At 46.4% G+C, this 23148-nt stretch carries 17 protein-coding genes; 7 read left to right on the forward strand and 10 right to left on the reverse strand.

Annotated elements, in window-relative coordinates; genetic code table 11:
- Positions 1-99 precede the first annotated feature (99 nt).
- The 10 genes from HMPREF0658_RS00435 to pyrB all read right to left on the reverse strand — a co-directional run bounded on the left by HMPREF0658_RS00435 (position 100) and on the right by pyrB (position 12268).
- Positions 100-1629, reverse strand: a complete 1530-nt coding sequence (locus HMPREF0658_RS00435; protein ID WP_006947748.1) for a hypothetical protein — start codon at positions 1627-1629, stop codon at positions 100-102.
- 283 nt (positions 1630-1912) lie between these two features.
- Complete coding sequence (locus HMPREF0658_RS00440) at positions 1913-4468, reverse strand: DUF5686 family protein (protein ID WP_006947749.1); 2556 nt, start codon at positions 4466-4468, stop codon at positions 1913-1915.
- Entirely contained in the window at positions 4452-5759 is a 1308-nt protein-coding gene (locus HMPREF0658_RS00445) for an inositol-3-phosphate synthase (protein WP_006947750.1), read from the reverse strand. Before HMPREF0658_RS00445 ends, HMPREF0658_RS00440 begins: the two co-directional genes overlap by 17 nt.
- Positions 5760-5915: 156 nt before the next feature.
- Positions 5916-6632, reverse strand: a complete 717-nt coding sequence (locus HMPREF0658_RS00450) for an HAD family hydrolase (protein ID WP_006947751.1) — start codon at positions 6630-6632, stop codon at positions 5916-5918.
- Positions 6633-6654: 22 nt separating this feature from the next.
- The gene (locus tag HMPREF0658_RS00455) at positions 6655-7587 is read right to left on the reverse strand and encodes a CDP-alcohol phosphatidyltransferase family protein (protein ID WP_006947752.1); all 933 of its coding nucleotides are present in this window, start codon (positions 7585-7587) and stop codon (positions 6655-6657) included.
- Positions 7550-8395: a hypothetical protein gene (locus HMPREF0658_RS00460; RefSeq protein WP_006947753.1), complete on the reverse strand. Its 846-nt coding sequence runs from the start codon at positions 8393-8395 to the stop codon at positions 7550-7552. Before HMPREF0658_RS00460 ends, HMPREF0658_RS00455 begins: the two co-directional genes overlap by 38 nt.
- Positions 8392-9114: a nucleotidyltransferase family protein gene (locus HMPREF0658_RS00465; RefSeq protein ID WP_006947754.1), complete on the reverse strand. Its 723-nt coding sequence runs from the start codon at positions 9112-9114 to the stop codon at positions 8392-8394. The genes HMPREF0658_RS00460 and HMPREF0658_RS00465 overlap by 4 nt, the downstream gene beginning before the upstream one ends.
- 438 nt (positions 9115-9552) lie before the next feature.
- On the reverse strand, positions 9553-10833 hold the full coding sequence (gene glyA / locus HMPREF0658_RS00470; RefSeq protein WP_006947755.1) for a serine hydroxymethyltransferase: 1281 nt from the start codon (positions 10831-10833) through the stop codon (positions 9553-9555).
- A 17-nt stretch (positions 10834-10850) separates the two neighbouring features.
- The gene (gene pyrI, locus HMPREF0658_RS00475) at positions 10851-11306 is read right to left on the reverse strand and encodes an aspartate carbamoyltransferase regulatory subunit (RefSeq protein WP_006947756.1); all 456 of its coding nucleotides are present in this window, start codon (positions 11304-11306) and stop codon (positions 10851-10853) included.
- Between the two features lie 14 nt (positions 11307-11320).
- Complete coding sequence (gene pyrB / locus HMPREF0658_RS00480; protein ID WP_006947762.1) at positions 11321-12268, reverse strand: aspartate carbamoyltransferase; 948 nt, start codon at positions 12266-12268, stop codon at positions 11321-11323.
- A gap of 122 nt (positions 12269-12390) precedes the next feature.
- On the opposite strand from pyrB, the gene HMPREF0658_RS00485 reads away from it, so the two are divergent.
- The 7 genes from HMPREF0658_RS00485 (at position 12391) to HMPREF0658_RS00520 (ending at position 22670) form a co-directional block, all read left to right on the forward strand.
- Positions 12391-14700 (forward strand): transglycosylase domain-containing protein, encoded by a 2310-nt coding sequence (locus tag HMPREF0658_RS00485; RefSeq protein ID WP_006947763.1) that lies wholly within the window; start codon positions 12391-12393, stop codon positions 14698-14700.
- A 448-nt stretch (positions 14701-15148) separates the two neighbouring features.
- Entirely contained in the window at positions 15149-16765 is a 1617-nt protein-coding gene (locus HMPREF0658_RS00495) for an ABC-F family ATP-binding cassette domain-containing protein (protein WP_006947780.1), read from the forward strand.
- A gap of 51 nt (positions 16766-16816) precedes the next feature.
- Entirely contained in the window at positions 16817-17398 is a 582-nt protein-coding gene (locus HMPREF0658_RS00500; RefSeq protein WP_006947781.1) for a nucleotide exchange factor GrpE, read from the forward strand.
- 80 nt (positions 17399-17478) lie between these two features.
- The gene (gene dnaJ / locus HMPREF0658_RS00505) at positions 17479-18642 is read left to right on the forward strand and encodes a molecular chaperone DnaJ (protein ID WP_006947782.1); all 1164 of its coding nucleotides are present in this window, start codon (positions 17479-17481) and stop codon (positions 18640-18642) included.
- Between the two features lie 66 nt (positions 18643-18708).
- Positions 18709-20001 carry a bifunctional folylpolyglutamate synthase/dihydrofolate synthase gene (locus HMPREF0658_RS00510; RefSeq protein WP_024990924.1) on the forward strand — a complete coding sequence of 431 codons (1293 nt, stop codon included), beginning with the start codon at positions 18709-18711 and terminating at the stop codon, positions 19999-20001.
- Positions 20002-20215: 214 nt separating this feature from the next.
- The gene (locus HMPREF0658_RS00515; protein WP_006947784.1) at positions 20216-21304 is read left to right on the forward strand and encodes an aldose epimerase family protein; all 1089 of its coding nucleotides are present in this window, start codon (positions 20216-20218) and stop codon (positions 21302-21304) included.
- Positions 21305-21356: 52 nt separating this feature from the next.
- Positions 21357-22670, forward strand: a complete 1314-nt coding sequence (locus HMPREF0658_RS00520) for an MFS transporter (protein WP_024990925.1) — start codon at positions 21357-21359, stop codon at positions 22668-22670.
- The last annotated feature ends 478 nt before the right edge of the window (positions 22671-23148 follow it).

Genomic DNA, 23148 nt, shown 5'->3' on the forward strand with positions numbered 1-23148 from the left:
TTTAATTTTTTGATGATACAACAAACGCCCCACATACAGGCTTGTCGGCTCATTGTATGTGGGGCGAACAGTCACTGGAGCTTCTGCGAAGGTGAGGTTTTAGATATCGATATCCAATCCCACGCCGAAGACTTTGTTTGTGCGGGTAAAGCTATCGGTATTCTTTACTGCTATCTCGCTTACTCCCGATTTGATGACGCTGTCGTAGGCTTTGTCAAAGGTCTCGTAATTTGTCCAGAAGTATGCCACGTTGAGTTTCACTTTTTCCGAGATTTGAAAGCCGGCACCAAAGCCAATGGAATAGCTGCTCGTCACGAAACTCATGTCGTTGAGGTAGTCGCCGTTGCCTAAGCCATACTTTGTGCGCTGTACGCCGGCACTCACCTGTACTACTTTCGAGATGTCCCACTCCGCTCCGGCAAGAAACTCTTGGGTATTTCCCGCAAGCAGCTTCTGCTTGTCGTTGGCCATATCGGCATTCTTATCGAAGAAAAGGTGGTAGCCGGCCATGACGCGCACAGTGGGTGATACCTCGTATTGTGCGCCGAGAGTGAAGAGTCCGGGGATGTCGTTTGGCGTGTTCACTCCATGCTTGAAGAGCCCCGTGTCATCTCTTTTCGTGTTGTTCTCGATGTTCAGATTGGTATTCATCTCATACCTTACACCCACATTCAGCTTCTTATACTTATAGTCGAGACCGATGATGGGTGTCACGCCCCATCCTGTCTGGGTGCAATCAAGATACTTGTCGGCAAACTGTCTTTTGGTCTTGTCCATTTGATCGGCTGCTGCGGCATATTGTGCTGCTGCCGTTTGCAATGCAGCTTTTTTTGCAGGGTCGGTGGTTTGGGTGGCTTGCAGTTCGTAGAGTGCAGATTTTTCTTTGAGCGAGACGGCTTTGTCTCCGAAATACTGAAAGAGATTGTAGTCGGTACCGCCAATGTTGGCTGTGATGTCGGTAATGCTTCCCTCGTATCGGTTGGAGACATAGTTGAAACGTGCACCTACATAGCCGGCCAGATGGTCGTTGAATTTGTAGGTAGCACCCAGTTGCAGACCGAAGATGTATTGTTGTCCGTTGATATAACTGTTTACCCGATACCCGGGTGTAGTGGTTGTCAGACCCTGTGCATGAAGCAATGCGGGAATCATGGCAATTTGACGTTCAAATGACCCGAGACCGTCGTTGAAAGTTGCCTTACCGCCTCCGCCCCCAATGGCAAATCCGGCTTGAAATCCCCACTTGTCATAATTCAGTGCAGCTTGTATTGACGGAATGATCGGCACAGAGGCTGTACCCTTGAATCTTTTCACGCCGTCCTCATTACCACCATTCAACCGGAATGGCTGATAGTAGGGCGTACTCGCTAACGAGGGTACGGTGATGCCGCTGCGGATGGTTCGCGTTTGATAGGCATTCTGTACATTGAACGACAGGTGTAGTCCCTTTCCGAGGAAAGCAACGCCTGCAGGATTGCTATACACACCATCGATGCCTATGGCTCCATCGCGGGCAGGATTGCGCAGGAAGATAATGTTTTGGTTGGTGTTCGTAAGGAGACCTCCGGCGAAGGCGGCCTCGCTCATTAGCGTCATTAGCGCAAGAGAAACTAATTTTACTTGATTCATCTTAAATATTTATCGTTATTTTCGCGGCAAAGTTACTTGAATTGTTTTGTTTACTTTGCTTTCAACGTGTACATTTAAGAGATGATAACAAATTTCTTCGGGTATGTCCATGTGATACGTCAGTTCGGGATAAGAATATTTAAGTTGTGAGAGAGGAGGCGGCAGTGGAGTACAGCGGAATGATAAAAGTGACCCTCACTATTGGGAAAAAGACACCCCATTTCTCTAACTTCGCAGCAGAACTTAGACAGATGCTTAAACCGAACTCGCGTATACATGGTATTCAGAACGTCATTTCAAACTTAAACCGAATACCCTCTCTTTTCCCCGTCATATGAGAAGTATAACTGAGGCGGCGTACATAGTCGATGGAAAAGAATTTGAAGACATTATGTACGCCTATAGTCATTTCCCAATAAGGCTCTTTAGAGTTGATAATGCGAGTTCCGGAGGGGAACAGGAACAACGTCTTGTCCGCAGTGTTTTGCGGCAGGAAAGGATTATTCTTGTCGGTAAGCGTGCCCCACAATCCTTTGATACCTATAAATTCGCGCCATTTGAGCTTTTTCACGAGAGGAATCCGATTGAGGAGTTTCCCACTTAAATCCCATCCTATATCAAGCGTTACAAAACGGTCGGTAAGAAATTCCATATTTCCCATGACGGAGAAAGTACCATCGTGAATGAAATAAGAGAGATTAGAGGCTGGCATGATAAGCAATGGGAAAGGTACCTTATTCCATTGTACACCTCCTTTTACGTATGTATCAATCTTGCCCCAGCTATTCATCCAAAAACGTTTATAGAAACTTGCTTCGGTATAGTTGTAGCGGTATTGTCCGCCAAAGACGCCTTTGAATCCCATCGTATGGCTAAGGTTGAACTCGGGCGCATCAAGATTTACGGGAAAGCGGTGCTGTTTGGTGTTGATATATGTTTTGCCCGGAGCATAGAACAGCCCGATAGATGCCTCGGCAGTGCGTATCTTTTGTATGGAGAGACCATCGGAAAGGCGATTGAACACGAGTTCGCCTGTGGGGCGATTACTTTCCAACTTCAGGGCAGCTGTTGTACGAAAGCCTCCATCCGTTTCCCAATCGAATTTTAGTTTTTGTCGGTTATAGAAGTACATTTGTTCTACTTTCTGCCACCGTATGGCAGTAAACACGTTGTCTTTATCGGTCATGAGAAATTTATCCGATGGCGACATTACGTCGTAAGCCGTTTCTATGGAGAGTGTACGAATGGGAAATTCGGTGGGCTGATATTCTTTCTTATTGAATGAATAGGTAACGAGCGAGCTGTAATAGTGGTCGCGGGTCTTTGTGCCATATGCATAATATCCTTTCCAGAACCAATGAGAATTGAGTGAAGCTGTGGTTTGTCCGCTGGCGCGAAGACGTATTCCGTCTACAAAATTCTTGGAAATGAGTGTATTGATAGGACCTATGTCGAACTTGCTCTTTGTGCGTTCAGTGCCCGTCTCTACAAAGTTTTCAATCAATGCTTTCAGTCCGAAAAGCAGATATTTAAAGCCTTTTGTCTGTTCCATACGATGAATGAAAGCATCCATGGATGATTCGCTTTTTGTGAGTTCTACGGTTCGGTATCGTTGCCAGAAGTTTTCGTCGCGTAGTTTTGCATCTGCTTCATAGCGTTCTTTGGCCTTCCCGCGAAACAATTTCTTGGGCAGTTCGTCAAAAGCGTAGTCTGTGAGTCGGGTCGTTCGCAAAACGATTGCTTTGGAGAGCAAATTATTGATTTTCAACTCTACCATCAAATCATCGGAAGAAAGCACCCATTCGCCGTTGGGAAGTTGCGTATAGTCTTGCTGTATTTGCATGTTTTCCACGAAATTTACGTCGGATCGCGTGGGAATGGTCAGCAAGCAACGCTTCACATGCAAGGTAGAGTCTGCAAGGATGTAAAGTTCTCCGCGGAAGCCAAAGTCCTGCAAGTTATTGGGAGCAAACTGAAGATGGTAGCATTTATCTTTATCTACATACACAGTGTCTTCTATAAAGAATTTGTAAAATGCAACGGCATCTTTTCCGATGGGGCTGGTAAAGGGATATTGCAGCAGTCTCACTTGATCGTCGTATATGTCTACGTCGGTGAAAATATCTTTCATCATAGTGTTGAGGATACTTCCCGTTTCAATGATTTGATTGACTCCTGTGGTACTTTGGCCTTTGATAATATCTTTTTCACTGCGTGGATTCTTTCTGTACACGTGTTGTATCACGGTTTCATCTATGGAAATGGGCAGTATGAGTTTATTGTTGTAAGGACAGGTCTCTACCTGCTCGATTAGCCAAGGCGACTTTTTGAAGCGTGTGCTTTCGAGTTCCTCGGGTTTGATGTCGTTGACCGCCAGCGTCAGCTTTTGATATTTGTTGTATTGATAATAGTCGTGGTTGTTGAGATGGGTACGTTTTTTTGCTGCTATAACCCGCTGCATAAGTTCCACAGCGGGATTGTTTTTGCGGCTATATTTCTTCTTTCGCTTCGATTTCACGACGACCTCGTCGAGCTGATGCGTATCTGTCTTAAGACGAAATGTGAGCGAGTGGGGGGTGGAAGATTTGATGAGTATGCGCTGTGATACATAACCTACGGCACTGATGGTAAGATACCAGCCGTTGTGCCTTTCCACTGAAAAGACACCGGCTGAGTTTCCGGAAACAGCTATGCTGCTTCCTTTGTAAGAGGCACTTGGATAGGCGATGGTATCGCCTGTTTGAGCATCAAGTACGATACCCGTTATCTGGGCATTGGCAAAGAGTGTTGATGCCCAGAGTAGGATAATCGTGAGGAATCTTCTAATCGATTTCTTCATCTGCTTCGTAACCGCCCATCTCGCGTAGGGCATTTTTCAGCATTGTGTACTGCTGGTAAAGGTTGTTGATGGGTTCTTCTCCTTGCGTATAGTCGTGCATCGGACTTTTGAGATAGAAGCTCAAGAAACGTTGTATGCCATAACGTCCGGCACGTTCGGCAAGGTCTGTCAAGAGCACGAGGTCTAACAACAGTGGCGCAGCCAGAATGGAATCACGACACAGAAAGTTGATTTTAATCTGCATGGGATAGCCCATCCAGCCGAAGATGTCGATGTTGTCCCATCCTTCTTTGTCGTCGTTGCGTGGCGGATAGTAATTGATTCTCACTTTGTGGTAGTAGTCTTTGTAGAGGTCGGGGTGTGTTTCGGCTTTCAAGATGGTTTCGAGTGTGGAGAGCTTGCTCACTTCTTTGGTGCGGAAGTTATCGGGTTCGTCGAGCACAAGGCCGTCGCGGTTGCCGAGAATGTTGGTGGAGAACCATCCGTTCAATCCCAGACAGCGTGTGCCGATGATGGGAGCAAAGCCGCTCTTTACCAATGTTTGTCCGGTCTTGAAGTCTTTTCCTGCGATGGGCATTCGCGTCTGTTCGGCCAGTTGCCACATGGCCGGAATGTCTACCGTCGTATTTGGTGCGCCCATGATGAATGGTGCGCCTTCCGAAAGGGCCGCGTATGCGTAGCACATGGAGGGGGCGATGTGTGCGCGGTCATCGGCTTTCATGGCCTCTTCGAGTGCTTTCAGTGTACCGTGTACGGGTATATACACGGGTACATATATTTCTGTGGAGGCTGCCCATACGACCACGATGCGTGCACAACCGTTGTGTTGTTTGAAAGAGCGTATATCTTCGCGTAACGATTCTACCATCTTCCAGCGTGTGGCGCAGGCTTTCACATTGTCGCCATCCAACCTTTTGGCATAGTTGCGGTCAAATGCTGCCTGCATGGGTACGATTTGCTCGAGTTCGTCGCGCACCGGTTCGATGTCTTTCTCTTTGAGCACTTCCGCATATATGGCGGCTTGATAAGCGTTCTGCGGGTAAACGTCCCATGTGCCGAATACGATGTCGTCGAGACTGGCCAGCGGCACGATGTCGCCATACGAGCGATACTGCTTGTCGGCACCTCGACCCACACGGATTTTGTCATACTGCGTTAAAGAGCCGACAGGTTTGCTCAACCCTTTGCGAATGCTCAATACACCTGTCATGAAAGTAGTTGCGACGGCACCGCAACCCACGACCATGATGCCTAATTTGCCGTTTGCCGGCTTCACATTTCCTTGTTTCATATATTCAGATATTAAAACGTTATCATCTTGTTTCCTGCTATTGATATTATTTAGTGTGGGATGAGAAACCGGTGCAGGCCTGCCCTTATCCGCTTGTACAGCCTCTTTTTCGCGATTTTTTCTTCTTCTGACTACTCGAATGGAACTTTAACGGCATTATTCGGATGGAAGTAATTGGTCTAAGCAGGTTATTACTCGGTCGGGCACGCGCTCGTCGTAGCTTTCTTTATTCCAACCTTCGCCTTTCAGCCAAACTGTTTGGCATCCTACTCTCTGCGCGGGCAGAATGTCTTTGTAGAAACTGTCGCCTACCATCACCACCTCTTCGGGCTTCAACCCCAAGGTTTCCACACCGAGCGAGAAGAGGCGCAGGTCGGGTTTCCGATAGCCGACCACAGCTGATTCTATTACGCCCATAAAGAGTTCGTCGAGCCCGAATTCCTTTAACACTGCGTTGATATTGCCGTAGAAATTGCTGACCAGCACCATGGGATACCGCGCATGTAGCGTCGTCAATACTTGTTTGCTGTGCGCCACCGTGGTTTCTACTTTCTGATACAGGTCATTCCATACGGCGAGATGTTTGGCGCGAAACTCTGCCTCGTCTGCGTCCCACGCACCGGAGGTCATAAGGTGTTCCATTTCTATGCGTATCTTCACCTCCAAGGTCTTGCGAAACGTATCGCTTGGACGTATGAGGGGGGATTGGCTTAATGTCTTTTCAGCAAACACGTATGCTGCTCTGAACTGCGCTTCGCTCACATTTACGCCCTGTCTCTGGTAAGCATGCCAGAGCATTTTCCCCCAATGACAGCCTGCGGTATCAATCGTGCCGCCGTAGTCGAAGATGTATCCTTTGATTGTTTTTCCCATTTTATGTTTTGATTGTTATAGGTCAGAGTGTTTTCGCAATATCGACACACAAATCCTCATGGCACTTGTGCATGTAGATGTATAGACAACTCATTACCGTTATTTCGATGAAGAGATATACCCACGGACAGTTGAGTAGGCAGGTGACATAGATGCATACTGCTCTGGTATTGAATGTAAGGATGTTGGTATATTTCATCAGGGGTCTGCTGCCGTTTAAGAATTGTTCTCTCACGTGCGGAGGTATGGCGGCAGACGTCCCGAATTGTTCTTTCAATAGCGCAAATAAGCGTTGGAATGCGGGGGTGCGCCGCTCTTGACTTTTACAATAACAGGCATAGTTATAATGAAAGGCTTTCGCCCAAAAGTTTCCTTTTCCGGATAACGACTTGTAGATAGAATGTTGCTCTGCGTAACTGTCTAATTCACTGCCGGCCTCTCCTTTTAAGAAGAACAGATGTATCTGCCGGTAGTAATCGCTCAGTGAACTCTGGGGTGAATGACAGAGAAAACCGGCGATGGCAGCGAGCATCCATATCCATATTCCCCAATTCGTGTGTGTATAAGGCATTGGTTGATGTTGCAACCGCAAACAGATGGCTAAATAGATGCAGAAGAACCATACGTCGCCTGCAAAACCATCGAGAATGCGTCCCCAAAGGGTTTTCTTTCCCGTCATGCGCGCTAATTGTCCGTCCGTAGAGTCACAGAAGTTGGCCAGCATGAGAAGCACTATGCCACCGAGATTGTGGCAAAGGTCGGTGAAGTAAAACATATAGCCTGCTCCCATGCCAAAAAACATTGATAAGATGGTAACGGCATTAGGGTGTACACCGAGCTTCTTCCACATGAATGCGAAAACAAGTCCGATGGGACGCGTGAAGTACACGTCGAGCCATTCTTCCGTATCATTCGATTTAAAAGAGGTCTGTAATAGCTCTTTGAATTGATTCATTGTCTTGTTTCTTTCGTCTTTCCCAATCGGCCTGCACTTTATTTGCAATGGCCTCGGCCGCCTCTTCCCTGCATCGTGAAAAACTTGGCCAGTCGTTAAAATCAATGATGCTGTATGTACCGTCTGACGCAACAATACAGTCGCCGCCGTAAACCTCGGTGTGCAGCAGGCCGGCCAGCCTTTCGGCGTCGCACTGCAAACGTTCGACGGAGAAAGCGTAGTGCAGGGGAACACCGTTGCGTGCTTCATTGCCGAATTTAGAGATACCATCGTCGCCCGGATAGAAGCAACGAAAGAATGCTGTTTTCCGCACACCGTAGAATTTCACCACATCTCCTTGTATATTCGCACTGACCACCATATCTGTTATGCCGCGGTTCCGAAAAGCCGATTTTGCCTGAGCAAGTTCTTTGTCGTTACGGCAGTACACCACATCGTCTCGGGTCTGCGCCGAGGTATCTCCCCGCTTCAACCAATAGCCATGCGTTCCTGTCGTAGGTGGCATCGGAACACCATGGCTCCGCATTATTTTATCGACATGGCTACGCTGACAGGCCTCCACACCATAACCGCTGTTTACAACCAACACACCCTCGGTTTCTTTGTCTTTCAACCATTTCACCGTGAGCGGCTGCCTGCCCATCGACAAGATGATGTTCGCAGCGAAGTCATCGTCCACTTCGGTCTCGTTCACCATTCGTTTCTCCCCCTCCATGCGTTCCATAACGGCTTTCAGGATGGCCATGTCTTGCGCTTCCGACTGAGGGGAGTATTGCGGTGCGCGTGTGATACCGAGAATACGTGTCATGTGGTCAAAAACGTTTTGGCCTTGGGTATGTCGGCCGCATGGTCTATATCTAATATCTTCGAAAAAGGGTATGCTTTCAGCTTCCGTCCGTCGGCCACAAGGGCACGTTGGAAATTTCGCATACGATTCTCGCCCCTTTCCACACACGCACGCAACGTTTGCAGCACACCGGGGGTAAACCCGTAGATACCACCCGAGATAAAACGGCAGTCGTGAGGTTCGTCATAGAATCCCGTGATATTCATGTCGGCATCCGTACCTACATAGAGTGGACTTTCGTCGTCGATGTAATCGGTTACGCCCATCACGCCTTCTGCATTGCCATTGTTCGCAAGGCCGGAGAAATATTCCACGTAACGGGCGAACTCATTTTCGTGAAATACCGTGTCTACGGTAGTCAGGCAAAAGGGTTCATTATCAAGATACTTACTTAACTCAAACAAGCTATGCATGGAGCTTTGCGTACTCTTAACGATAAATCTTAAGGGAATGGGGCGTCCCTGTAAGCCATTGTTTTGTATATCCGTAAGATGCTGCCCTGTGAGGGCTGTCCGGTCATTACAAATGACAATCATTTCATGAGCGTCATTATCGGCGAAGATGCGCAGAAGTCTGTCTATCAACATTTCGCCATTTACATTTACCAAAGGCTTGGGTACCGTAATGCCCTCTTGAGAGAGGCGCGAACCCTCGCCGGCAGCTATCACGGCATATTTCATTTGCGTTCGATTATATACTTCGCAAAGGTACGAATTTATATTTGAATGCGCGAAAACTTCTATTTTATTTTAATTCTACCATCATCAGCGAAATGACTACAAAGCGACTGATTAAATCAGGCTCCCAGAGTGTCGAACGGTGCCGGCAGAGACTAAATCCGGACTCCCGGAGCGCCGAGCAGTGCCGGCAGAGACTAAATCGGGCTTCCGGAGTGCCGAACGGTGTCGGCAGAGACTAAATCGGGCTCCTGGAGCGCCGAACAGTGTCGGCAGAGACTAAATCCGGACTCCCGGAGTGCCGAACAGTGCCGGCAGAGGCTCTGCCAAGTCCTTTAAGAAGTATGGAGTGCTCTTTTATGCCATATTCCCATAATGAATGAACCCCAAAAGTTTGGTTTAACTTTCGGGGTTCACTACAAACGGTATGGAGACCGAAGATTAATAAGCGAAGAGAGGATAGTTCTTCATCTTCTCATTTACGCGTGTGCGAACGCTGGCAATCACTTTCTCATCTTCAGGATTGTTGAGTACCTCTTCAATCAGTTCTGCAATAAGAATCATGAGGTCTTCCTTTGCACCGCGGGTGGTAATGGCGGCTGTACCGAGACGGATGCCCGAGGTCTGGAAAGCACTGCGGGTATCAAACGGCACCATGTTCTTATTGACGGTGATGTCGGCAGCTACGAGGGCGTTTTCGGCTACCTTACCTGTCAGTTCGGGATATTTAGAGCGCAGGTCTACGAGCATAGAGTGGTTGTCGGTTCCACCGCTGACGATGCCAAAGCCGCGTTTCACCAGCTCGTCTGCCAATACGGCAGCATTCTTCTTTACCTGCTTAGCCCACTCTTTGAACTCCGGTTGTAATGCCTCCTCAAAGGCTACTGCCTTGGCTGCGATGACATGCTCCAATGGACCGCCTTGAATACCGGGGAACACGGCACTGTCGAGCAATTGGCTCATCATCTTTACTACGCCTTTGGGTGTCTTCTTGCCCCATGGATTCTCAAAGTCCTGTCCCATGAGGATGATACCGCCGCGCGGACCGCGTAGCGTCTTGTGGGTTGTAGAGGTAACCACGTGGGCATATTTCACGGGGTTTTCGAGCAATCCGGCTGCAATCAGGCCGGCGGGGTGTGCCATATCTACCATGAAGATAGCACCCACTTCGTCAGCTATCTTGCGAATACGTGCATAATCCCACTCGCGACTGTAAGCCGAACCACCGGCAACAATGAGTTTAGGCTTGTGCTCGCGGGCCAATTGTTCCATCTCATCATAGTCTACACGACCTGTTTCTTTTTTCAAATTATAGCCTACCGGCTTGTAAAGAATGCCGGATGTATTGACTGCGGAACCATGAGAGAGGTGGCCGCCGTGGTCGAGGTTAAGTCCCATAAACGTGTCTCCGGGATTGAGACAAGCCAAAAATACGGCGGCATTGGCTTGTGCTCCGGAGTGAGGTTGCACATTGGCATACACAGCACCAAAGAGTTTCTTCACGCGTTCACGCGCCAAATCCTCTACTTGGTCTACCACTTGGCAGCCGCCATAGTAACGTTTTCCGGGCAGTCCTTCTGCATACTTGTTGGTGAGATAGGAGCCCATGGCTGCCATTACCTCGTCACTTACGAAGTTCTCTGATGCGATGAGCTCAATTCCTTTGAGCTGTCTCTGATGTTCTTTTTCGATAAGATCGAAAATAACCTGATCTTTTTTCATGTTGTAGATGTTAGAAGTTATATTAATTGTACATTGTTAATGTCTTGCTCTTTGTCGCAATAATGGCATTTCAGTGTGGTTTGCGTCTTGTTTATGACGTGGAATACGGTCTGCATGGGCTCGTTGTTCGTGATGCACTTTGGATTGTTGCACTTCACGATACCTCTTATTTCATCAGGTGTTTCTACCGTCTTCTTTTCAATCACTTCGTAGTCCTTGATGATATTGAGAACGATTTTGGGCGCAACAACGGAAAGTTGCGATATTTCGACCGTCGTGAAATATTTGTTTTCCACTTTGATAATACCTTTCTTGCCTAATTTTTTAGAGGTGTAATTATTGCCAATGGTAATAGGAGTTTCTAAATTCTGTAATCCTAACAATGTGGCCACTTGATAAGTTTTCTCCGCTGGTATATGGTCTATGACCGTTCCGTTCTCTATAGCGGCAACGATTCTCTCTTTTTTACTCATCGCGTTTCTTTCGTTTAATCTATGATTGTCTTATCGTTTACCACCTCGTCATATCCGATACCTAATACATAGCAGAAAATAGCTTCGCGAGCATACAATCCGTTTTGCGCCTGCTGTATGTAGTAAGCATGCGGATTCTCGTCTACGTCGTAGGCAATTTCATTGACGCGGGGTAGCGGATGCAAAATTTTCATATTCTCTTTCACATGGCCGAGCATGTCGTTTTTCAGGATATAGACGTTCTTCACGCGTTCGTATTCCATGAGATCCGAAAAGCGTTCTTTTTGAACACGCGTCATATAGATAATGTCAGCATCGGCAATCACTTTCTCATTGAATGCTGTATGCTCCTGAAATTTGATACCATGTTCCTTGCAATACATCTTATATTCATTCGGCATTGCCAATTCTTTGGGAGCGATGAAGTGGAAAGTGGGTGAAAAATGGCGCATGGCGGTAATCAACGAGTGTACGGTTCTTCCGTATTTAAGGTCTCCAACAAGGTAGATGTTGAGATTGTCGAGCGTTCCTTGCGTCTTGTAAATAGAGTATAAATCGAGTAAACACTGAGAGGGATGCATATGGGCACCGTCTCCTGCATTGATAATAGGCACGGGCGAGGTCTCAGCTGCATAGAGAGCTGCTCCTTCTATATAATGTCGCATGACAATGATATCGGCATAGTTGGATACCATTAAGATGGTGTCTTTCAGCGTTTCCCCTTTACTTACGCTGGAGACAGTGGCATCGGAGAAGCCGATGACCCGTGCTCCGAGCCGATTGGCAGCTGTTTCAAAGCTGAGACGTGTGCGGGTAGAAGGTTCGAAAAATAAGGTAGCAACCACTTTACCTTTCAATAATTCTCTGTTAGGATGTTTTTCAAACTCCTTTGCCAGCCTGAGAAGATAGAGTAAATTGTCTTTCGAAAGGTCTTCGATGGTAACAAAGTTATGTCTTTTCATGCACCCCTTTTGTGTTAATTTAGATTCAGGGTGCTAAGGTAAGCATATTTTTTAATCTATTGGTCATAATTCCGAGAATTATTGTATTTTTGCAAAGATAATTTACGATTTATCTCAGAATCATGAGAAAGGTTTTTGTTCATTTCCTCTGGGGAACGCTTGTCACTGCTGTTTTAGTTGTACTTTTGGCATTTACAGCCATTTGGTTTGGTTGGATAGGTTACATGCCGCCTATCGAAGATTTACAAAACCCCATTGACCGCTACGCTACTCAAATCTATTCGGCTGACGGAAAGGTCATCGGGACATGGAATACAAACCGTGAAAACCGTATTCGCGTAAGTTATGATAATCTATCTCCTTATCTCGTTCAAGCATTAGTTGCTACGGAAGATGCACGCTTCTATAGCCATTCGGGTATTGATTTTATCGCTCTCGGAAGAGCTTTGGTCAAGAGAGGACTGATGGGACAAGAGAGTGCAGGCGGTGGTTCTACGATTACACAACAGCTTGCCAAACAGCTTTATTCCGGTGTGGCTCACAGCACGATGGAGCGTCTTCTTCAGAAGCCTATCGAATGGGTCATAGCAGTAAAGCTGGAACGTAATTATACCAAGGAGGAAATCATTACCATGTATCTCAATTATTTCGATTTCCTTCACAATGCCGTGGGTATTAAGACAGCTGCCAATACTTACTTCAATAAAGACCCGAAGGATTTATCGTTGGATGAAGCTGCCACACTCATAGGACTTTGCAAGAACCCCTCATTCTTTAATCCTGTCCGTTATCCCGACCGTTGTCGGGAACGTAGGAATGTGGTCTTGGCACAGATGCAGAAAGCAGGATATATCTCTCCTGCTGAATACAACCGATATTGTGATTCACCCCTCACCCTCAACTTCCACCGTATCGACCACAAAGATGGTACTGCCACTTATTTCCGTGAGTTCCTGCGCCAATACCTTATGGCTAAACAACCGGAGAAGAACGATTATCCCTCATGGAATGCCCAGCAGTATTACATAGACTCTATTGCATGGGCTACCGACCCGCTCTATGGTTGGTGTAATAAGAATGTGAAGAAGGACGGCACACCTTATAATATATATACAGATGGATTGAAGGTATATACTACCATTGATTCTCGTATGCAAAAGTATGCGGAAGAGGCTGTTTACAAACATGTAGCCCGTTATCTGCAGCCCGAGTTCTCACGAGAAAACAGAACGAAGCCCAACGCGCCGTTCACCAATGCTCTAACTACCGCAGAGGTACGTACCATCCTTGACCGTTCTCTCCGTCAGAGCGACCGATACCGAGGTATGAAGGCCTCGGGAGCATCAGAAGAAGAGATACGAAAGGCATTCCGTACCCCGACGGAAATGACTATCTTTACTTATCATGGAGACATAGACACTGTGATGACGCCATTAGACTCTATCCGCTACATCAAGTCGTTTCTGCGGGCAGGTTTCATGAGCATGAGCCCTAAGACCGGCGAGGTGAAAGCGTACGTAGGTGGGCTTGATTTCTCACATTTTCAGTACGATATGGTCATGGCAGGAAGACGACAAATAGGGTCTACCATCAAACCTTTCCTGTATGCTTTGGCCATGGAAAACGGTTTCTCACCCTGCGATGAGGCACCGAACGTGCAGCGTTCTTATATTGTTGCGGGGCAACGGTGGACACCTCGTAATGCGAGCCATAGCCGCTATGGTTCGATGGTTACGCTGAAATGGGCTTTGGCACAGTCGAATAACTGGATTTCGGCATACCTTATGAGTAAGCTCAACCCACAGCAATTGGTACAACTTATCTATGAATTCGGTATCCGTACCCCCAACATTCATCCCTCAATGGCACTCTGTCTCGGTCCTTGCGACGTATCTGTGGGGGAAATGGTAAGTGCTTATACCACCTTTGTCAATCGTGGAATAAGATGCGCTCCCTTGTTTATTACCAAGATTGAGGACAATGAGGGAAACGTTATTGCACAGTTTCAACCACGTATGAACGAGGTCATCAGCGAAGAGAGTGCCAATAAGATGCTCGTATTGCTGAAAGCCGTCGTGGACGGGGGCACTGCCGGTCGATTACGCTACAAATACCACCTCACCGGAGAGATAGGCGGTAAGACCGGAACTACCAACCGAAATGCCGATGCTTGGTTTATGGGCTTTACACCCGAGTTAGTGAGTGGTTGTTGGGTTGGCGGTGAAGACCGAGACATTCACTTTGATTCCATGCGAATGGGGCAGGGGGCTACCATGGCGTTGCCCATCTGGGCATATTATATGCAGAAAGTGTATGCCGACCGTACGTTAGGCTACGATCCTAAGGCCAAATTCAAATTACCCGCAAGTTTCAATCCGTGTACGAGTGAAGAGACTGTTGAAATGAACGGAATCGACGAGGTCTACGAATAACTCTCTCATCCTTACGACCATCTATCAGAGGTGTTGCTCCTGCTATTGTAGTGTGTGCTTGCAGGACTTTTCTTGGTTACATCGGCAAATGCAATGTGGACGGAGAAAGGTTGCCGACCTTTCCCTGTACAAACCGTATCTGTACCATGCACAAACGCGATCTGTACATGGTATGAATGCCGACTTATCAATCGTAACTTTATGACCCTTAGAAGTTACAACCTCGAACTTTTGAGTATCGAATACCCAGAAACTATTACAAAAACGGAGGAAAAAGTTACGAATGAGAACCACTTGTTTCTGTGACTTCCCACCTTTTTGTTTCTCTGTCGCGTAGGCTTGTAGCGGTCCTTTATCTCTATTCACATAAATATTCCCGTTTCTTTCGGCTTTTAGCGTGATTTTATGTAATTTTGCCCCCAAAATCAATATTATAACAACGATATAAATGATAACAGTAACCAACCTCGCTATTCAGTTTGGTAAGCGAGTACTCTACAAAGACGTAAACATTAAATTCACATCAGGTAATATATATGGTGTCATCGGTGCCAATGGCGCAGGCAAGTCAACCCTGCTGAAAGCCATCAGCGGTGAACTGGAACCCAATAAAGGAACTGTAGAGCTGGGCGCAGGAGAGCGTCTTTCGGTATTAGACCAAGACCACTTTAAGTTCGACGGATACAGTGTGATGGACACCGTGCTCATGGGGCATCAGCCTCTTTGGGATAACATGAAGGAGCGCGAACAGATTTACATGAAAGAAAACTTCAGCGATGAAGATGGAAACCGTGTGGCCGAATTAGAGGAGAAGTTCGCAGAGATGGACGGTTGGAATGCCGAGAGCGATGCTGCCCAGATGCTTTCCAACCTCGGTATTAAGGAGTCACTGCACCAAAAGCAGATGAGCGAACTGTCAAACAACGAGAAAGTGAGGGTCATGTTGGCCAAAGCTCTCTTCGGTAAACCCGATAACCTGCTGCTCGACGAGCCGACCAACGACTTGGACTTAGATACGGTGAACTGGTTGGAAGAGTATCTTGGAAATGTGGAACAGACGGTTCTTGTGGTGAGCCACGACCGTCATTTCCTCGACTCGGTGAGTACCCAGACAGTAGACATCGACTTTGGAAAGGTGACGGTATTCTCCGGTAACTACTCATTCTGGTATGAGAGTTCACAGCTTGCTTTGCGTCAAGCGCAGAATCAGAAGCAGAAAGCCGATGAGAAGCGTAAGGAGTTGGAAGAGTTCATCCGCCGTTTTTCTGCCAATGTGGCAAAGAGCCGACAGACAACAAGCCGTAAGAAGATGTTGGAAAAACTGAATGTAGAGGAGATTCGTCCCTCATCCCGCAAATATCCGGGTATCATCTTTCAAATGGAACGTGAGCCGGGGAATCAGATTTTAGAGGTAAACGACCTAAAGGCTGTCGACACCGATGGCACGGTACTCTTCGACCATGTGAACTTCAATATAGAGAAAGGACAGAAAGTGGTATTCCTTAGTCGCAACCCTAAAGCCATGACGGCGCTCTTCGAGATTATTAATGGGAATCGTGAGGCACAGAGCGGAGATTACAAATGGGGCGTAACGATAACAACCGCCTATCTGCCTTTGGACAATACGGCTTTCTTTGACACTGAGAAGAATCTGGTAGATTGGCTGAGCCAGTTTGGCCCCGGCAACGAAGTACAGATGAAAGGTTATTTAGGACGTATGCTTTTCTCGGGCGAAGAAGTACTGAAAAAAGCCAATGTGTTGAGCGGAGGTGAGAAGATGCGGTGCATGATAGCACGCATGCAGTTGAAAAATGCCAACTGCCTTATCTTGGACACACCTACCAACCATCTTGATTTGGAAAGCATTCAGGCCTTCAACAACAACCTGATTACCTTTAAAGGAAACATCCTCTTTGCCAGCCATGACCATGCCTTTATTGGGTCGGTGGCCGATCGCATCATCGAATTGACCCCTAAAGGTATCATCGACAAGCTGATGGCCTACGACGATTACATCTACGACGAAGGCATCAAGGCACAGAAAGATGCCATGTATGCCCAATAACGCTTTGGCAAGCTTTTTGTAACAGGTGATACTGATTAAACGAACAAAGTGATGAAACATCAGAGTAAAAACAACGAAAAAGAAATAAATGTTGAGGACGGACGCAGGAATGAACCTGAATGTACCGACAAACAGCCGGTGGAAGAAGGACAGCCTGTTACCGATAAGAGCGACGGCAATGACGATTCATTGGAGGATATGCATGCCAAAATAGCCGATTTACAGGATAAGTATCTGCGCACAGTTGCAGAATTTGACAACTATCGAAAACGTACTATCAAGGAAAAGGCCGACCTCATATTGAGTGGATCTGAGAAAGCGGTCTCAGCCATATTACCCATTTTAGACGATATGGAACGCGCTATTGACAATGCCGGTAAGACGGAAGATGTACAAGCTTTGCGCGACGGTCTGGAACTTATCTATAAGAAATTCGAGAAAACACTCGAAGGAATGGGGGTAAAGAAGATAGAAACAGCCGGAAAAGATTTCGATACCGAGGTACACGAAGCTGTGGCCATGGTTCCCGGAATGGGGGACGAAAAGAAAGGGAAAGTAGTGGATTGTGTGCAAACAGGCTATACGTTGAATGATAAAGTGCTGCGTCACGCCAAAGTGGCAGTGGGGCAATGATTGACTAATATACATGCAAGATATGGAAAAGAGGGTACAAACTGCGGTCTGCCCCTCTTTTCTTTCATTGAAAGATTATCATGGCAAAACAAGATTATTACGAAGTTCTCGGTGTCGATAAGAATGCATCGGAAGAAGAAATTAAGATAGCTTATAGGAAAATCGCTATTAAATACCACCCCGACCGCAATCCGGGGGATGCAGAGGCCGAGGAAAAATTCAAAGCTGCGGCAGAGGCCTATGATGTGTTGCACGATGCGCAGAAGAGACAACAGTATGACCGGTTTGGCTTTGACGGCCTTTCCGGAGCGAGTGGTTTCGGAGGCTTTGGCGGTGGAGGTGGCTTCTCTATGGACGACATCTTCTCTATGTTCGGTGACGTTTTCGGAGGTCATGGCGGTTTTTCCGGTTTTGGCGGAGGAAGTGGACGCCATCAGCCACCCAAGTATCGTGGTGCCGATTTGCGTTTGAAGGTGAAACTCTCTTTGTTGGAAGTAAGTAAAGGTATTACCAAGAAGTTTAAAGTACGCAAAGATGTTCAATGTTCTCATTGTCACGGAAGCGGTGCTGAGGCCGGCAGTCATGCCGAGACCTGTCCCACGTGTCATGGCAGCGGTGTGGTTACACGCACCACGCAAAGCATATTCGGCATGATGCAAACACAAACATCCTGTCCGACATGCAATGGCGAAGGTACTGTGATTAAGGAGAAATGCCATGAATGCCACGGAACGGGTGTGGTAAAAGGAGAAGAAGTTGTGGAAATCAACATCCCCGCAGGTGTACAGGAAGGTATGGTAGTCAATGTTCCGGGTAAAGGAAATGCAGGACCTCGTAATGGAGTTAACGGCAATATTCAGGTCTTTATAGAGGAAGAAGAGAATGATACTTTTATACGCGATGGAAATGACATCATCTATAATCTATTGTTGGATTTCCCTATGGCCGCACTCGGTGGGCAAGTAGAAGTGCCTACAATAGAGGGTACAAATGTGAAGATACCGATAGAACCCGGTACACAACCCGGAAAAACACTTCGACTGAAAGATAAAGGTCTACCAGCTGTGCAAGGTTATGGCACGGGAAAGGGAGACCTTGTAGTCAATATAAGCGTATATGTTCCGAAAACACTCGACAAGGAAGAGAAGAAACAATTGGAGGAAATGCAGAAAAGCGACCACTTTAAAGGTGATAAAGCTACAAAGAAATCTATCTTCAATACGTTTAAGAACTATTTCAACTAAAGGAATTTTATGAATGAAGAATGTTGCACAGGGAGCATTCTTCATCGTTTTATAGGGGCATACGACATGACTTACCGACAAACAATTGAGTATTTGTTCAACAGTACACCCGTTTTTGAAAATGTGGGAGCGACAGCTTATAAGGAAGGATTTACGAATACGCATCTTCTGGATAGACATTTCAATCATCCGCACAGTCGGTATAAGACAATTCATGTGGCCGGAACGAACGGGAAAGGGTCATGTTCCCACACGTTAGCAGCAATTCTTCAAAGTGCGGGCTATCGGGTAGGACTCTACACGTCTCCGCATCTTGTGGATTTCAGAGAACGCATCCGTATCAACGGGAACTGTATTTCCGAACAGTATGTAGTGGATTTTGTGGAGCAGGAACGTGCTTTCTTCGAGCCTCTTCATCCTTCTTTCTTTGAACTCACTACTGCATTGGCTTTCAAATACTTTGCCGACGAACAGGTGGATATTGCCGTGATAGAAGTGGGCTTGGGCGGTCGTTTGGACTGCACAAATATCATTCATCCATTGTTCTCTGTCATTACGAATATCAGTCTTGACCATACACAGTTTCTTGGAGATACATTGGAAAAGATTGCAAGTGAGAAAGCTGGTATCATCAAACGCGATACACCTATTATAATAGGTGAATATCTTCCTGATACAAAGCCTGTTTTCCAAGCAAAGGCTCAGGAGATGAATGCGCCTCTTTCCTTTGCCGAAGACGAGAAGGAAGTGCTCGCTGCCCATCCGAATGCAGATAGGGGCATCACTTATCAGACGAAAAACTTCGGGACGGTTGATGCTGAATTGGTAGGCGATTATCAGAGGAAAAATACCAACACCGTGCTTTGTGCTGTCAGAGAGTTGCAAAAAATGCGGGTAATCAGAGATACAGACTGTGTGAAGCAAGGCTTCCGTCATGTTGTGGAATACACCGGATTGCAAGGGCGTTGGCAGAAAGTACGGTCGACTCCTACGGTTATTTGCGATACAGGGCATAATGTAGGAGGTTGGGAATACCTGAGTCGACAGTTGCAGGATGTCTCTTGTCTGGGTGTGAAGCGTATTGTTTTCGGTATGGTAGACGATAAAGACATTGACGGAGTGATGCGCATATTGCCCCATGATGCTGTTTATTATTTTACGAAAGCCTCTTCCCATCGTGCTATCTCCGAATATAAGGTTGGGGAAAAGGGTATGACATACGGGTTGAAAGGGCGTTGCTTCCCTTCGGTAAGTGCGGCGTATCGGCAGGCGTTAGCCGATGCTGTGCCCACTGATTTTATTTTTGTGGGAGGGAGTAGCTATATCGTTTCCGATTTCTTGTCGGGATTGAAAGAATAAAATATATCTTCTGTCAATTTACTGACGGGAAACGGGAGATATAAAAGTTAGGGAATCCCTTATGTTTATTGCGATTTACCCATCAATAACATGACGTTTGGATTAAAAGTTTTTAACGTCTTTGCCACAGACAATTTTTATTGTTTCATTCGTTATATTCGTTTTTTTTCGTTTACTTTGCAATACATACCAATAACTAAAAACAATTTAATCAATGAGCACTATGGAAACAGAAAACATCTGTGGTCTGAAAAGAAAGGACTTTCAGACTACAATCAACGGAAAAGATACAGATTTATTTATCTTAAGAAATGAGAGAGGTAACGAAGTAGCCATTACCAATTATGGAGGAGCTATCGTAGCTATCATGGTTCCGGACAAGAACGGGAAACGGGCTAACATCGTGCAAGGACATGATAATATTCAGGATGTTATCAACAGTCCGGAACCTTATCTCTCAACGTTGATAGGAAGATATGGAAACAGAATTAACAAAGGACGTTTCAAATTGCATGGAAAGGAGTATCAGCTTGCCACCAATAACGGTCCGAATGCACTCCACGGAGGTCCGAAAGGCTTTCACACCCGTGTTTGGGATGCCCAGAAGATGAATGACAAAAGCCTTGTTCTCAATTACATTTCTGCTTATGGCGAGGAAGGATATTCGGGCGAACTAAAAGTAACGGTAGTCTATACTTTTAACGACGACAATGAATTGGTTATCGACTATATGGCAACTACCAACAAAAAAACAATTATCAACCTCACCAATCACGCATTTTTCTCTCTCGCGGGTATTGCGAACCCCACTCCCTCTATCGATAATCTTATTTGCGAAATCAATGCAGATTTCTATCTGCCTATAGACGAGACATCCATCCCCACGGGTGAGATACGTTTTGTTAAGGGAACGCCGTTTGATTTCCGTGCACCTAAGTCTGTAGGGCAAGATATTGATGCTGCCGACGAGCAGATAAAGAACGGTTCGGGCTACGACCATTGTTTCGTATTAAACAAGGAAGAAGAGGGTGAACTTAGCTTTGCTGCCCGCATCACAGAGCCTGTAAGCGGCAGAACAATGGAAGTCTATACCACCGAACCCGGCGTTCAGCTGTATACAGACAATCATGCTGACGGTTACAAGGGACAAAATGGTGCTACATTCCCCCGCAGAAGTGCCATCTGTTTCGAGGCTCAACACTTCCCCGACTCGCCCAACCGTCCTTATTTCCCCTCTGTGTTACTGTGTCCTGAAGGAAAATACAAACAGACAACAATCTATAAATTCGGGGTAAGCGAGTAACACTATACCCGCGAATCATACCTCTCTGCCCCCTTATCATAAAGAAATGAAGATGGAAAAAACTCAAAGAAAGAATGGAAGCATGGTGGCCATCATTACGATGATGTTTCTTTACGCTATGATTTCATTTGTGACAAACTTAGCTGCTCCTATCGGCGTTATCTGGAAGAATGCCTTTCAGGGCGATAATGCCAATATGGTAGGGATGTTGGGTAATGCAATGACCTTCCTTGCTTATCTGTTTATGGGCATTCCGGCCGGTGGATTACTGATAATGATAGGCTATAAGAAGACCGCACTGACGGGTATCGCCATTGGTTTCGTCGGTGTGCTTATCCAATTCCTTTCAGGCGTCATCGGTAAAGATACGGCAGGCTTTGTGGTTTATCTGTCGGGAGCTTTCGTGTCCGGATTCTCCGTTTGTTTGCTCAATACGGTTGTTAATCCCATGCTCAATCTTCTCGGTGGAGGCGGAAACAGAGGGAATCAACTCAATCTGATAGGCGGCACGCTCAATTCGTTGGCCGGTACATTGACCCCGATGCTCGTAGGAGCACTCATTGGGCAGGTAACGGCAAGTACAGCCCTTGTAGATGTTAATTTGGTGCTCTACATTGCAATGGGCGTCTTTGCACTGACTTTTGTTATCTTGTTATTCATTCCCATAGCCGATCCGGAGATGGGAAAGGCAACAACAGCGACGGTCTTTGAGCATAGTCCATGGGCGTTCCGTCATTTAGTGTTAGGAGTTGTGGCTATCTTCGTCTATGTGGGCGTAGAGGTTGGTATCCCCGGCACGTTGAACTTCTATCTATCCGATACCACAGGAAGCGGGGGAGGACTTGATGCTGCTTCTGCTGCCCGTGTAGGTGGATTCGTGGCTGGTACGTATTGGTTGTTAATGCTTGTAGGTCGTTTCTCTGCCGGTTTCATTGCCAATAGAGTATCAAGCAAACTCATGCTGACCATTACCTGTATGATAGGCATGGTGTTTATTCTCGGTGCTATGGGCTTAGGCAAGTCTTTAACGGTAGAAATCCCCGTGTTCACCGGCTCGTCTTTCGAGATGGTGATGGTACCTATAGCCGCATTGTTGCTTGTGCTCTGTGGGCTTTGTACCTCGGTGATGTGGGCAAGCATCTTCAACCTTGCTACAGAAGGGTTGGGCAAGTATTCGGCCGCTGCATCGGGAATCTTTATGATGATGGTAGTGGGTGGCGGTATTTTGCCTCTTCTTCAAAACATGATGGCTGATAAGACGGGCTATCTGCTGTCCTACATCATTCCGCTTGTAGGCTTCGGTTACATACTCTTCTATGCTTTGATAGGATGTAAGAATGTGAATCGAGATATTCCGGTAGATTGACCGGTAGACGAAGAGCGATGGAAATAAAGGTCTGCTACTCAAATAGGGTAGCAGACCTTTTTTATGGTTTCGTGTGGCAAAGACTACGGTTACGATGAAGTGCTAAATGGACTCATCAGTCATTAAAGCATTTTCCAGCCCTCCGTAAAGTACATCCGATAGGGAATACGTGAGTTTGGGATAAGAAAATCTTATCCAATAGGCCCCCTCGGGGCTTACAGTCCGATAGCCTTATCCCGAACTCGCGTAGGGAATCGGCAAAGCCTCGCCGTCCTTTGCGGACTTGTCCGGCTTTCTTATGCCCGATTAAGGACAAATGAAGTACTTAACAGCGGGCTTGACATTATTGGATGATAACACCGATGATACTTAAGGAACCACTGTCTTTGTAGTAGGAAATATGAATTATCATCGTGATGATAAATATTTATCATCACGATGAAAAATATTTATCTCTAAGTTGAGAAATATTTATCAC

The organism is Hoylesella marshii DSM 16973 = JCM 13450 (genome assembly GCF_000146675.1).
Taxonomy (GTDB): Bacteria; Bacteroidota; Bacteroidia; order Bacteroidales; family Bacteroidaceae; genus Prevotella; species Prevotella marshii.

Bases quoted from the DNA above. Each gene is read 5' to 3' on its own strand.
- HMPREF0658_RS00435 (WP_006947748.1), bottom strand. From the start codon at position 1,629: ATGAATCAAGTAAAATTAGTTTCTCTTGCGCTAATGACGCTAATGAGC.
- HMPREF0658_RS00440 (WP_006947749.1), bottom strand. From the start codon at position 4,468: ATGAAGAAATCGATTAGAAGATTCCTCACGATTATCCTACTCTGGGCA.
- HMPREF0658_RS00445 (WP_006947750.1), bottom strand. From the start codon at position 5,759: ATGAAACAAGGAAATGTGAAGCCGGCAAACGGCAAATTAGGCATCATG.
- HMPREF0658_RS00450 (WP_006947751.1), bottom strand. From the start codon at position 6,632: ATGGGAAAAACAATCAAAGGATACATCTTCGACTACGGCGGCACGATT.
- HMPREF0658_RS00455 (WP_006947752.1), bottom strand. From the start codon at position 7,587: ATGAATCAATTCAAAGAGCTATTACAGACCTCTTTTAAATCGAATGAT.
- HMPREF0658_RS00460 (WP_006947753.1), bottom strand. From the start codon at position 8,395: ATGACACGTATTCTCGGTATCACACGCGCACCGCAATACTCCCCTCAG.
- HMPREF0658_RS00465 (WP_006947754.1), bottom strand. From the start codon at position 9,114: ATGAAATATGCCGTGATAGCTGCCGGCGAGGGTTCGCGCCTCTCTCAA.
- glyA (WP_006947755.1), bottom strand. From the start codon at position 10,833: ATGAAAAAAGATCAGGTTATTTTCGATCTTATCGAAAAAGAACATCAG.
- pyrI (WP_006947756.1), bottom strand. From the start codon at position 11,306: ATGAGTAAAAAAGAGAGAATCGTTGCCGCTATAGAGAACGGAACGGTC.
- pyrB (WP_006947762.1), bottom strand. From the start codon at position 12,268: ATGAAAAGACATAACTTTGTTACCATCGAAGACCTTTCGAAAGACAAT.
- HMPREF0658_RS00485 (WP_006947763.1), top strand. From the start codon at position 12,391: ATGAGAAAGGTTTTTGTTCATTTCCTCTGGGGAACGCTTGTCACTGCT.
- HMPREF0658_RS00495 (WP_006947780.1), top strand. From the start codon at position 15,149: ATGATAACAGTAACCAACCTCGCTATTCAGTTTGGTAAGCGAGTACTC.
- HMPREF0658_RS00500 (WP_006947781.1), top strand. From the start codon at position 16,817: ATGAAACATCAGAGTAAAAACAACGAAAAAGAAATAAATGTTGAGGAC.
- dnaJ (WP_006947782.1), top strand. From the start codon at position 17,479: ATGGCAAAACAAGATTATTACGAAGTTCTCGGTGTCGATAAGAATGCA.
- HMPREF0658_RS00510 (WP_024990924.1), top strand. From the start codon at position 18,709: ATGACTTACCGACAAACAATTGAGTATTTGTTCAACAGTACACCCGTT.
- HMPREF0658_RS00515 (WP_006947784.1), top strand. From the start codon at position 20,216: ATGAGCACTATGGAAACAGAAAACATCTGTGGTCTGAAAAGAAAGGAC.
- HMPREF0658_RS00520 (WP_024990925.1), top strand. From the start codon at position 21,357: ATGGAAAAAACTCAAAGAAAGAATGGAAGCATGGTGGCCATCATTACG.